This window comes from Aquimarina sp. KJ22-3 (genome assembly GCF_055808215.1).
The window spans coordinates 4699421-4713964 of sequence record NZ_CM147859.1; the positions used below are offsets into that span (position 1 = coordinate 4699421).

General features: G+C 38.1%; 7 protein-coding genes. All 7 read left to right on the forward strand.

The genetic code is table 11. From position 1 onward, the window contains the following. Positions 1-20 precede the first annotated feature (20 nt). Positions 21-1037 (forward strand): GntR family transcriptional regulator, encoded by a 1017-nt coding sequence (locus AC0L3Q_RS21560; protein ID WP_473282812.1) that lies wholly within the window; start codon positions 21-23, stop codon positions 1035-1037. 262 nt (positions 1038-1299) lie between these two features. Continuing rightward, complete coding sequence (locus AC0L3Q_RS21565) at positions 1300-4311, forward strand: SusC/RagA family TonB-linked outer membrane protein (protein WP_473282814.1); 3012 nt, start codon at positions 1300-1302, stop codon at positions 4309-4311. A 33-nt stretch (positions 4312-4344) separates the two neighbouring features. Further along, the gene (locus tag AC0L3Q_RS21570) at positions 4345-5916 is read left to right on the forward strand and encodes a RagB/SusD family nutrient uptake outer membrane protein (protein ID WP_473282816.1); all 1572 of its coding nucleotides are present in this window, start codon (positions 4345-4347) and stop codon (positions 5914-5916) included. A gap of 99 nt (positions 5917-6015) precedes the next feature. Next, positions 6016-9381, forward strand: a complete 3366-nt coding sequence (locus AC0L3Q_RS21575; protein ID WP_473282818.1) for a VCBS repeat-containing protein — start codon at positions 6016-6018, stop codon at positions 9379-9381. A 24-nt stretch (positions 9382-9405) separates the two neighbouring features. Next, positions 9406-10848 (forward strand): glycoside hydrolase family 36 protein, encoded by a 1443-nt coding sequence (locus AC0L3Q_RS21580; RefSeq protein WP_473282820.1) that lies wholly within the window; start codon positions 9406-9408, stop codon positions 10846-10848. A 26-nt stretch (positions 10849-10874) separates the two neighbouring features. Next, positions 10875-11078, forward strand: a complete 204-nt coding sequence (locus tag AC0L3Q_RS21585; protein WP_473282822.1) for a hypothetical protein — start codon at positions 10875-10877, stop codon at positions 11076-11078. A gap of 285 nt (positions 11079-11363) precedes the next feature. After that, positions 11364-14543 carry a glycerol kinase GlpK gene (glpK, locus tag AC0L3Q_RS21590; protein WP_473282824.1) on the forward strand — a complete coding sequence of 1060 codons (3180 nt, stop codon included), beginning with the start codon at positions 11364-11366 and terminating at the stop codon, positions 14541-14543. The last annotated feature ends 1 nt before the right edge of the window (position 14544 follow it).

Here is a 14544-nt window from a genome sequence, read left to right on the forward strand (position 1 = left end):
GATAAAACCATCATTGTATAATGTCGCCATTACTTCAAAAAATTCATGAACTTCGGGATGTAAACAGTTTATCCAAACACGAACAAATTGTTCATGGTATCATAGGAGCTATTGACTCTGGAGTACTTAAAGTTGGTGATAAGCTTCCTTCTATCAATGAGATGGTTGCCGAAGTTGGTTATGCCAGAAAGACTTTTGTAAAGGCATATAATGAGCTCAAAGAACGAGGACTGGTCGAATCCAAAAACTTAAAAGGCTACTATATCATCAGCCAAGAAACCAATGTAACCTTAAAAGTAGCATTGATTTTATTTGCTTTTCATAGTTTTCAGGAAGGGTTTTATAATACATTTAGAAAAGAACTGGGTAAACGATACCATATCGATATATTCTTTCATCACAATAACTTGGCTCTTTTCAAAACTATCATGGACAATATCTCCAAAAAGTATGGAATGTATGTGGTAGCTCCTATCCAGGAAGAAGAGGTTTCTAACCTATTACAGCAAATACCTTCGAACCGATTGCTAATTGTAGATCGGCAATTACAAATGCCTAAAGAATACTCTTACATCTCCCAAGAATTTGAAGAAGTTACTTACCAAAAATTAGTGGAGTTGATACCTCAAATCCAAAAATATGACAAGTTTGTCTTATTTTTCAAAAAGGACTCAGACTTCCCTCCCGAAATTCTTGTTGCATTTAATCGATTTGTTAGAGATCATCATATCAAAGGCGAAGTGATGGATACCTACGAACCAGAAGCATTACACAAAAACACGGTATACTTTTGCATCAGCGACACTCAGCTATGGCAAGTTCTCAAAGATGCCCGTAAAATGGAATATAGAATTGGCTCAGACATAGGTATTATGGCACACAATGACAACATCGTGAGAGAAATTGCTTTTGGAGGAATAACTACGATATCTACAGACTTTAATCTAATGGCAAGAAAAGCCGCTCTTTTTGTAAAAGAAGGTAATCACGTTCACGAAATTGTTCCCACACATCTTTACCGCAGAAATTCTTTATAAGACTACCTATTTCCCTTTATAAAACGAATCAATCCTAAGAAATATTAGGCTATTGAGCGATTCCTTATACTTGATGTCAATTATTATTTTCTTTACTTTTTAAGTCTTTTTTTATATAAATCTTAATATTATTTAAGTTTTTGTTTTGATTTAATAAAAAATCACATACATTTGTATAGTAGCATAGAGTATCATAGCATTTAAACTCTTGCTCCATTTGATTTCCGATAGACTTTAAATTAATCACACAAATACAAATCATATGAGGCGAAAAACAATTAATCGTATTATGATGATGCTTATTGGGCTTCTCTCTACCGGGGTTCTTGCACAACAAACCATAACCGGTACGGTAACCGAACCTAACGGACCTTTACCAGGAGCCAACATCACTGTAAAAGGAACCAATTTAGGTACCACCACAGATTTTGATGGAAAATACACCCTAAATAATGTTGCAGAAGACGCTATTCTCGTGTTCTCGTACATAGGATTTGTGGTTCAGGAAGTTCCTGTGGACGGCAGAACTGTAATTGATGTCACTATGCAAGAAGACGCAGCATCTCTAGATGAGATCGTAATCGTAGGATACGGTTCAGAATCCAAAAGAGATTTAACTACAGCGATATCCACAATCAAAGGAGAAGCAGTTACGCAAACCGCTGTTGCCAGTAACCCTGTAACTGCATTACAAGGAAGAGTACCGGGAATACAAGTAGAAAGTTTTGGAGGACAACCCGGGGGTAGAGCCAATGTTTTTATCCGAGGGGTAAATTCTTTGAATAGCGCCGACCCTTTATTTTTGGTTGATGGTCTTTTTGTCGATAGCATGGAATTTATAAATCCTGCCGACATCGAAGACATCTCTGTGTTAAAGGATGCCGCTGCTGCAGCTATCTACGGGTCGCGAGCGGCAAATGGTGTAGTATTAATTAAAACTAATCACGGAAAAAAGAACCAAAACATTGAAGTAAAAGTAAACCTTAGAACAGGGGTGGATACACCTAGTAAAAAACTAGACTTCATTAATGGTCAACAATACACGGACTATATCAATCAGCGTTTTGCTAATGATGGTGTCAATACAGTAGTCCAATGGAATGGTGTAGATACAGACTGGCAAGATGAAAACATTTCCAGTGCTATCGTACAGGATTATGGCTTTTCGATATCCGGAGGTGGTGAAAACTCCTCCCATTTTGTATCTGCCAATTATTTTAATCAAGACGGTATTCTTGTAGGTTCAGGATTTGAAAGAATAAACTTTAGATTTAACAACCGATTTGATAAAGGGAGATTTCATGTTACTCAATCGCTTGGTTTAACTCAAGGAAAATTACAAGAAAACAGGTGGTATGGATTTGATGGTACTACAGCACCAACAGTTGCTTTGACCAACCCAAACAACGAAGGTGGTTTTGAAGCTCCGTCAACAGATGTACAAGGTCCAGGAGGGGTAAACCAATTTGCACAAGCTGTTTTGGAAGACAATTTGGTTACTACTCGAACCTTATTTGGGAGTACCAAATTTGATTTCGATGTCACCGATAACTTTACTGCATCCGTAAATTTTGGATTAGACTATACCAATCAGCGCAATTTTCAGTTTACGCCTACCTTCTTTATGAGTTCTGTAGATGCGGTAAGAAACGATAACCAAGAAAATGATTTAACCGATTTCAGATCCGAAGTACTCAATGTTCTGGTCGAGCCAACCATCAACTATAAACAGGAATTTGGAGATCACAAGGTATCCGCAGTACTTGGATATACTTATTTTCTGGAAAACGAAGAAGGTAGCGGTGTTTTTGGGCAGGGCACACAATCAAACGACATACAGGTAATCAGCGATTTACCCGCCAGTAGTTCAATTGTATTATTAGGAACCGACAACACGGCTGGTTTAGAATCTTACTTTGGTAGAGTAAATTACAACTACGCTGGAAAATATCTATTTTCTGCCACTTTACGACGAGACTCTTCTTCTCGTTTTCAAGAAGGAAATAGAGAGGGATACTTCCCCTCATTTTCTGGAGCCTGGAATATTTCAAACGAATCTTTTTGGAACGTTCCTGAAATTAATTATTTCAAGATTAGAGCTTCCTATGGAGAGCTAGGATCCACCACCAGAGAATTTTACCCAACCGATGCCATTTTCCTAAGTGGACAATCCAATGTAACTTTTGGAAACTCTGCAGCACCAGGTCTGGCACAAACGGCATTGGCAGATCCTAATCTCACCTGGGAGACTACAAAAACATTTGATATTGGTTTTGACATGTCATTATTGGACAACAAAATAAACCTAACCTTTGACTACTATTCTAAAGATATCGAAGATGTATTGGTAGCTACCAATATTCCTTCTACTACAGGAGTAAGTCTACCTGTAATACGCAATGCCGGAGATCTAGTGAATCGAGGTTTGGAATTCAATATCGATTATTCTAAAAACGATGGAGATTTCACCTATAGAATCGGAACGAATTTCTCTTTTAACGTAGAAAGCCGTGCAGGCGATATCCCAAATCCAATTCTGGGACCTACCATTGATGAGGATTTACGAATTGTAAATGCCACTCGACCTAATCAACCTATTGGTGCCTTTTATGGTTTTGTGGTAGAAGATCGAGTAAATCCAGCCACAGGGGATTTTGTGAGAAGAGATATTAACGGAGATGGAACCATAGACAACGATGATATCACACTTATCGGTGATCCCGTACCTGATTTTGTGTATGGTTTGACATTTGATGCTGCCTATAAAAACTTTGACTTTGCATTAAACTTTGCAGGAGTACAAGGAAATGAAATTTATAACCTAGGACGATATTACAACATCTTGTGGCAGGATGGTGGGAAGCTAACCGAAGTATTAAATGCTTGGACTCCTACGAATACAGATACTAATATTCCAAGAGCTTCGGTAAGCGATCCCGCAGGAAACCAGGCACCTTCTTCATTTTTTGTCGAAGACGGATCGTATTTCAGGCTGAAAACATTAGAAGTAGGATATAATTTTGATGAAGATGTACTGGGATCTGCCTTATTAAAGGATCTCAGAGTATCTTTCAATATTCAAAATGTATTTGTAATTACCGACTACAGCGGTTATGACCCCGATGTTTCTTCTACAAACGGAGGACGCGCCAATCTTAATTCTGGAGTACCAGGACTACGAGACAATGTAAACCCTCTACTAGGAAGAGGGTTAGATGCCAGAGCCTACCCTAACGCAAGAACTTTCAGTTTTGGTGTTCAGGCAACTTTTTAATCACACAATATCAAAACAATAAAAAAAGAGCAGATGAAAACATTTAACAAATATGGGCTTACCTCCTTGTTTACCCTTGGATTGTTTAGCTTACTAATCATTGCATGTTCTGATGAATTATTGGATCAACAGAATAACAATGGTACTTCGCTTAGTAACTTCGGAACTTCTGCAGATCAGGTAGAGAGTGCTGTAAACGCAGCATTCCATCCGCTTACTACTGCATTTTTCTGGGGAAGAGTATTACACGTAGGTTCCTTACAACGATCTGACGAATTTAATGTATTTCCTTTCGGTTCTAACACGGCTATGGCCGGACTTAGAGCAAACCCAGGTGATCGCTGGGCGCTAGAACCCTGGCAACAATTATACAAATCTATTGGGAGATGTAATACAATCATCCTAAATGTAAACGAAGAAGGAATTCCTGATGAAGCTACAAGAAATGGTTTATTAGGACAGGCATATTTCCTTAGAGCCTTTGACTATTGGTACTTACTAACGCTATATGGTAATATCCCATTAATTACACAAGAGCCAGACCTGGACAATTTACTTGTTGAGCAAGCCGATCCAGAATTGGTATGGCAGCAGATCATAGACGACCTAACGATGGCCGAGCAAATGCTACCCGATAGCTGGGGAGGTGATAATTTAGGAAGACCTACATCTGGTGCTGCCATTGCTTTAAAAGGCAAAAGTCACCTGTTTAGAAAAGAATGGGAACTTGCAGAAATCGAATTTAAAAAAGTAGTCAACTCAGGAATCTATAATTTACTTCCTTCTAACCGATACGGAGAGAATTTTGGATTTAGCAATGAAAATAACGAAGAGTCCGTCTTTGAGTTACAATTTCAAGGAGTTGCCAGTTTTGCCTGGGGACAGGATATACCAGGAACGGGTACTCAAGCCAACTTCTTGATCGACTATGCTTCTCCAGAAGTATCTCCGGATAGAGGACACCTTATTAATCCATGGTTAAGAGATCTGTACGAAAACAACGGAGATGTCGTAAGACGTAATGAAACCCTGGTATATGATTATCCAGGAGCAACAGGATATGGTGGAGTCGATTATCTAACAGATTTTGCAAACGATATTGCAACCGCTACCAACGAAGGTTTGGAACCTATCTTTTCTAAAAAATATGCCGGATTGGATCTGGGTACACGAGAAGAAGTAATTGCTGTACAATTAGGACATACTATGGAAAATAATTGGCGAATAATACGCTATTCTGATGTCTTACTAATGCTTGCTGAAGCTCTTAACGAAAATTCGAAAACCGGTGAAGCAGAAATGTACATTAACATGGTTAGAGAACGAGCTCAAATTACATTACTAAATGCGCTAAGTCAAGAAGATATGAGAAATGCTATTATTGACGAAAGAGCTATGGAACTTGCAGGAGAAGGACATCGATTCCTGGATTTGGTGCGTTGGGAATTAGCGGATGATTTTCTTGGTTCTAATTCTCTTCACGGAACTCCACATCCTAAATCATTGGTAGGAGGATCATTCCAATCAGGAAGAGATGAATTGATTTGGATCCCGTTAGGTGAGATCGCAACAAACCCTAATTTAAGGCCAAACCCTGGATACTAAATAGAGATTAAACAGTTCTCATACTTTTCATTTACCAAGCAGAGAGTAAATCAATAATTGAGTTGCTCTCTGCTAACTATAACCAACATTCTTTTTTTCTTGAAAAACAGTGTGCCACATATCATTTTAAGCCTTGTTTTTATCTTTTCTTGCAAAAGAAAAAACAATGACTTCCTATTTTCTTATGTTCCGCACACTCGTACTCATATAGATTTCGAAAATACTATTCTCGAAAACGATACTATAAACGTATTAGATTTTCAGTACTGCTACAATGGTGGCGGTGTGGGTATTGGAGATTTTAATAACGACAATTTACCCGACATTGTTTTTACCGGTAATCAAACCTCCAGCAAACTCTATCTCAATCAAGGAAACTTGAAATTTAAAGACATCTCTGCATCTGCAAATTTCGAGACAAATGCCTGGGTAAACGGTGTGAGTATTGTCGATATCAATGGAGACCAGCTGGATGATATTTATCTTAGCGTAGGAGGTCCAGACTGCCTAAAAAAACAATGCAATAATCTATTATTTGTAAATACGGGCAAAGACGATAAGGGACAAATCACTTTTAAGGAACAAGCCAAGGTATATGGACTTGATGATGGTCATTACAGTCAGCAAACTTTATTTTTTGATTATGATCTGGATGGAGATCTCGATGCCTATATTGTCCATAATGGCAACACAAGAAGAGACAAAAATATCCCCATACCTCAAAAATACTTCCCGAATTATCTCCAGGACATACTATTAGAGCGTCAAAGTGATCCCGAAACCGGACAAGTATTCTACAAAAATGTTTCCGACGCTTTGGGAATACTTCATAAAGGGTTTGGCTTAGGCGTAGCCTTGGTAGATTTCAATAACGATCTACTACCCGACATTTATGTGAGTAATGATTTTATTACCAACGACCTGATGTATATCAATAAAGGGAAAAATGCATCCGGCCAACATCTAGGTTTTGAAGAAATGCATAAAACCACTTTAGCCAAACAAACCTACAATGCCATGGGTGTTGATATTGCTGATATCAACAATGATCTACTACCCGATATCATGGTGCTGGATATGCTCCCCAAAGACTATGAGAGACAGAAGAAAATGCTTGGATCAAACAATTATGATAAGTTTCTACTCTCTTTGCGGAATGAATACACCCCTCAATATGTGCATAACACCTTGCAAATTCACAATGGTATTTTGAACCACAAGGTGCTCCCTGCTTCAGAAATCTCTTTTGCTTCAGGGGTAGCAGATACCGATTGGAGTTGGGCTCCACTGATCATGGATTACGATAATGACGGAAACAAAGATGTATACGTAACCAATGGGTATGTTAAAGATATTACTGATCTGGATTTTATCAATTATTCAGAGCAAAACAACATTTTCGGTTCTCCCCAAAGCCGTAAAGAAAAACTTCAAAAATTTGTAGAACAACTCCCCGGGATTTACCTTCCCAATGTAATATTCCACAACAGAGATGGGCTACACCTAGACGATGTATCTGAAAGCTGGATCCCAGAAAAGAACACCTATTCTAACGGTGCCGCCTATGCAGATTTAGATTTGGATGGAGATTTAGATTTGATCGTAAATAACATCAATAGCCCAGCTTCTATTCTTGAAAATCATAGTGATCAAAAATCACAAAATTTCATAAGAATACAACTCAAAGGGGCAAAATCAAACCCAAAGGGTATTGGAGCCAAAATAACGCTCTGGGAAAACCAAAGTACTCAATTTCATTATCAATCTGTGGTAAAAGGATACTTATCCTCAGTAGAACCAATTATACATTTTGGGTTAAAATCCAACAAAGCTGATTCCATACAAATTGTCTGGCCCGATGGGAAGATTAGCAGGTATAGAACTCTTGCTGCCAATCAGACGATAACCGCGGAGTATGCCAATTTTCAATCTGAAATTAAACAAAAAAATTATAATCCCATATTCAAACTGAACTCCAAAAAACTAGCATTTAAGCATACAGAAAATACGTTTAACGACTATCTACAGCAACCGTTACTCACGCATCAATTCAATGCTAGTGGACCTTGTATTACAAACGCTGATTTGGATAACAAGCTAGGTGACGAGCTGTTTATCGGAGGTAGTAAAGGGCATTCTGGGCAATTATTTTCAGAAAACGAAGAGGGCTCCTATGTATCCATTCTGCAGTTTGATGCCAAATACGAAGATACTGCTGTGCTATTTGTAGATATCAATAATGACGGAGAAAAGGATCTATACATTGGCAGTGGAGGAACAGATGCCATGGGAGACAATACCTTGTTGTCTGACAGGATATATTTCAACACAGGAAACGGAAATTTCTCTGAAGCCACTGTTTTAGAAAAAATCGCTACCAACACCTCCTGTCTTGCCGCAACCGATGTTAACGAGGATGGCTTTATAGATATTTTTGTTGGTGGTGGTGTCCGTTTTGGTCAATATCCATTGGCTACACCAAGTTATTTGATATTTAATCAAAATGGGGAGTTATCTGAAAGTAAGAAGATTATTTTTCAGGATTTAGGTATAGTTACCGACGCCACCTGGGTCAATATTGACGGTACCAAAGAAAAAGAACTCATTGTAGTCGGACAATGGATGCCTATTAAAATATTTTCTATTCAAAAAGAACAGGCACGCGAAATCCCAATACAATGGACCTCTGTTGATGGAACTCCAATACAAATATCTGGGTGGTGGAACTGTATTCGTACTGCAGACATCGATAATGATGGAGACCTGGATATCATTGCTGGTAATCAAGGAATAAATGGGTTTATAAAACCATCCCATCAACAACCTGTATACGTATATAAAAAGGACCATGATCGTAACGGAAGTATTGATCCTATTTTGGCACAGTATTTTGGGAATGATGGAGAACAATCTCTAAAACCTGTGCATACTAGGGATGACGTAATGAAACAATTAGTTACCTTGAAAAAGAAATATCCGAGTTATGAGGAGTTTTCGAAAGCTACGTTTCAGGAATTACTTACGATTAAAGATCTGAAAAATGAAACTTTAAACGCTCATACTTTTGAATCTATCTATGCAGAAAATATAGGGAATCACACTTTTGTAATTCGTCCGCTACCAAAAAAATGTCAGCTCTCTCCTATCAATGATATCCTGATAGAGGATATCAATCAGGACGGGTATAAAGATGTACTTATTGTTGGGAATAATTACTCCTCTGAAGCTACCTATGGGAGACAAGATGCATTAATAGGGATATTTCTGAGGGGAACAGAAAAAGGATTGATTCCAGAAGAGACAAGAGACAGTGGTTTTTTTGTGCCAAAACAGTCAAATCACATTATCAATGCCACAGATAAATCAGGAAAAAAACTTGTATTAGCCACTCAAAATAATGATAGTATTAGGGTATTTACAGTAAACCCAAAACCAGATAGGCCTAAGATTTTACACAATTTGTAATTAGGCTTCAAATAATATAACCATATGAATAAAACCATTGCTCATAACATAGAAATACTAAAGGAGACTGACAATTTTGAAGTGAGTATTACTCCGCTTCATGAGCATGATGGAGTAATGACTTACGAAATTAGTCTTAACTCTGAAACAGCATTTCGGCCACAACCCATAACGATAAAATGGAAAATCCCAGCCATCAATGTCAAAGGGGTCTGGAAGCCTACCACCGATTTTGCAAAACGGATCATGGATGATTGGGAATTAACACATATGGAATCCAGAATTTCATTAGATGCGCCAGTTATTTCCCTGTTTGGTCACGATGACCAAAACGTAATTACATTCGCTTGTTCTGATACCATTAATGCCAAAGAACTAAATGCATTATACCGAGAAGAGGATAACCATATTTATTGTCATATTACTTTTTTCACAGAAAGGCACCATACCATATCCTCCTATAGTGCACAACTGAGAATAGATCAACACCCAAAACATTTCTCTACTGCTTTGGAGGAAGTATCCCAATGGTGGAGTTCTTTTGAAAATATGCCCCCCACTCATGTGCCTGATTTGGCTAGAGTACCCGTATATTCTACCTGGTATCAATTTCATCAAAAACTAGACACCACAAAACTGGTATCAGAGTGTAAACTGGCAGCATCGCTGGGGTACGAACTCATTATTTTGGATGATGGTTGGCAAACCAATGATGAGAACAGAGGATATGATTACACAGGGGATTGGTTCCCAGAGAGAATTCCTGATATGGCTCAATTCGTAGAAGAAATTCATCAGACCGGGATGAAATTAGCGTTGTGGTATTCCGTTCCTTTTTGTGGTAAAAAATCAAAAGCATATCAAAAATTCAAAGGTAAATTTCTAACAGAAGAACATCGATGGGCTCCAGTCTTAGACCCAAGATATCCAGAAGTACGATCTTATCTGATTAGTCTTTATGTAAACGCATTAAAAGACTGGAACATCGATGGTTTTAAACTTGATTTTATTGACGAATTCAAAGTATATCCAGAAACCGTTCTTAATCGCGATAATGGGCGAGATTATTCTTCGGTAAATGAAGCGGTAGACCGATTAATGACCGATGTTATCAACTCTTTACACGAAATCAAACCAGATGTAGTGATCGAGTTTCGACAAAAATATACCGGACCAGCTATGCGTAAGTACGGAAATATGTTTAGAGCCTTTGATTGTCCAGGGGATTCTGCAATGAACCGTGTGAGAATAACAGACATAAAAATGTTATGTGGAGAAACTGTTGTACATAGTGATATGTTTACCTATCATTCTGATGAACCTGTTGAATTAAAAGCTTTACAATTAGTGAATGCACTTTTTGGTGTTCCTCAACTTTCTATTTTGCTCGAAAACGCTTCTGAAGAGGAATTGGCTATGATTTATTTCTACACTCATTACTGGAAAAAAATGCATCAATTTTCCTAGATGGTGATTTTGAGCCCTGTAAACCTTTGGCCAACTACCCTATTTTAAAATCTACCAAAGGAACAACAACTATTATCGGCGTGTATGATGATAATATTATTGATATAAAAAACCCAACGGACAATATCGATATCATCAATGGGAAACTAAAAAATCAAGTCGTGATTAGCAGTGAAGAAAATCATGGTGCATACCATTGTACTATTTATGACTGTACCGGAAAAAAATAAAAGAATCTAATATCATGCTTTTGATCGGAGTGGTACAAATTCAGGTTCCTGCTTGCGGGCTTATTCGACTTAAAAAAAGTAAAACCTCTTAAAAGTTTCCAGAAAAAATAAGATTTGAATGAAAGCAAATACTAAAACAAAGAATACAAACGATTACATTCCATTAAACTTGAATTTATCTTTTCTATTGACTTAATAATTCAGATATTTATGAATAACAGGGGGTTACAAATCTCTTTTTAACAATCAGAAAACCCCGCTTCACACATCAAAAAAACAGTATCAATGGATAAAAAATATATTGTAGCATTTGATCAGGGCACCACAAGCACCAGAGCTATTATTTTTGATCATCAAGGGACCATCTGTGGAATTTCACAAAAAGAACTCACTCAATATTACCCTCAACCGGGATGGGTAGAGCATGATCCTATGGAGATTTTTTTGCATCAAAAAAAGGTTTTTGAAGATGTGCTACAAACTTCTAATATCTCGATAGAAGAAATTGCAGCTATAGGTATTACCAATCAACGCGAAACAACAGTGGTTTGGGATAAAAAAACAGGAGAACCAATCCACAAAGCTATCGTTTGGCTGGATAAAAGAACGGTTAAAATATGTGAAGCTTTAAAAGCAAAAAATTTAAGCCCATATGTATCCAAGAATACAGGCTTGGTTATTGATTCTTATTTTTCTGGCACCAAATTGAAATGGATTCTGGATCATGTAGAAGGAGCAAGAGAAAAAGCAGATCGTGGTGATTTATTATTTGGAACCATCGACACCTGGCTTATTTGGAAATTTACTGAAGGGAAAATCCACGCTACAGATCATTCTAATGCTTCTCGTACCATGCTTTATAACATTATTAATCTAGAATGGGATGAAAAACTTTTACAAGCATTAGATATTCCGAAAAGCGTACTTCCAAAAGTGCAGTATTCCTCTTCCGATTTTGGCAGCATTGTACACAAAGGTCAAGAACTTCCTATTTATGGTGTAGCAGGAGATCAGCAGGCTTCTCTGTTTGGTCAAGGAGGATACAAATCAGGAATCGCAAAGAACACCTACGGGACCGGATGTTTTATGCTATTGAATACTGGAAAAAAGCCTTACGAATCCAAGAATGGGCTATTAACGACCTTATGCAGCAGTATTCCTGAAGATAACATCAAATATGCATTAGAAGGAAGTATTTTTGTTGGCGGAGCTTCTATTCAGTGGCTCAGAGACAAACTTCAAATCATAGACAAGGCTTCAGAAACTGAAGAAATCTGTATGTCTACCACATCATCAGAAGACTTATATGTAGTTCCCGCCTTTGCTGGACTAGGTGCTCCCTATTGGGATATGGATGCTAAGGGAGCCATCTACGGACTTACCTTAGATTCTGGTAAGAATGAAATCATTAAAGCCACTGTTGAAGCCTTAGCTTATCAAACAAGAGATGTCTTGGAAGCAATGATAGAAGATAGTGGCAAACAGATGAAGGAGCTAAAGGTAGATGGTGGCGCTTCTGCGAATAATTACTTGATGCAGTTTCAAGCCGACATTCTTAATGTAGATGTTGATCGCCCCAAAATGCTGGAAGTAACTGCTCTTGGAGCAGCCTTCCTGGCAGGAATAAAAGCAGGAATCTGGAGCAAAAAGGATATCGCCAAGATACGTGACGTAGATCAGGTTTTTGCTCCGCAAATCACCGAACATCAGCGTAACAGAAAATATACAGGCTGGAAACAAGCGGTAGAACGCACCAAAACTGCAAACACCAATAGGTTATCGGTAAAAGAAGATGCTCCTATTCGCTTTTCAGTGTTAGATCGTAAAACACAGATACTGAAAGCACAAAAAGAAAAACACGATCTGGTGATTATTGGTGGAGGCGTAACCGGAGCAGGCATCGCCTTGGATGCAGCATCGAGAGGATTAAAAGTATGTTTGGTAGAAAAGAATGATTTTGCATCTGGCACTAGTAATAAATCAACAAAACTTGTTCATGGTGGACTTCGATATCTAAAGCAAATGGAAATAGGCCTCGTCAAAGAATCCGGAACCGAAAGAGCCACAGTGCACAAACTGGCTCCGCACCTTGTAGTTCCTGAGAAAATGCTACTCCCGCTTGTGGAAGGTGGCACCTATGGAAAGGTTATGGCTTCTATAGGGTTAAAGGTATATGATTTTTTGGCCAATGTTGAAGGTGATGATAAACGTCAAATGCTAAATGCCGAAGAAACCAAAACCAAAGAACCATTACTTAATGACGAAGGGCTTACAGGCGGAGGGTATTATGCAGAATACAGAACAGACGACGCCCGATTGACTATTGAACTTCTTAAAAAAGCAGCAACGTATGGTGCCAACAGCATTAATTATTGTGAAATGGTGTCCTTCAATTACAGCGAAGAAGGGAAAATCCAAAGTGTACAATGCTTGGATCATAATACGCAAGAGGAATTTGTGATCAAATCCAGAAACTTTGTTTCTGCTGCAGGACCTTGGGTAGATCTTTTAAGAACAAAGGATCAATCCATGAATAACAAACACTTGCATCTTACAAAAGGGGTACATCTGGTATTTTCCAGAGAACGTTTTCCACTCACTCAATCCGTCTACTTTGATGTCCCCGATGGGAGAATGATTTTTGCCATTCCCAGAGGAAGAACAACCTATGTTGGCACTACAGACACCAATTACAGCTCAAATCTGAATCGAGTTGTCGCTACAGAATCTGATGCCTCCTATCTACTGGAAGCTGTAAATCATATGTTTCCATCATTACAATTAAAACAAGAAGATATCGAATCTAATTGGGCTGGACTTCGACCTTTGATTCACGAAGATGGAAAAGACCCTTCAGAATTATCTCGAAAGGACGAGATCTTTCACTCTGACACAGGATTAATATCTATTGCAGGAGGAAAACTTACTGGATATAGAAAAATGTCGCAACGAGTTATTGATGTGGTGTTAAAAACTATGAGTTCGAAGAGAAGAGAGCAATTTTCGAGATCGCATACGGATAAGATACCGCTTACCAGTGACCCTCTTCATGACAATAACGAAGTACAAAAGTATTTAGAACAAATTGAGCTAGAGTTAAAAGAATTGAAGGTTAATGATCCTTATTATGGCCAATACCTGGTATCCAACTATGGAAAACAATCTGATATTATTATCGGTAAGGCGAGTTATTTTTTGAATGATGCGATCGAAGAGCAGTTGATTAGAGCAGAGCTATGGTATTGTATACACCATGAAATGACGAATGGATTGTCGGATTTCTTTGTAAGAAGAACAGGCAGGCTTTATTTTGACATTCATAGTGTGCACCAATATCGATCTATTGTCGAAGAAGATTTGGTAAAATACCTGGGTTGGGACGAAGATAGATTGCAATCCGAAAATCAATATTTAGATATGCTGTTACGAGATGCAGCCACCTACTATAAACACGAAATCAACTAAT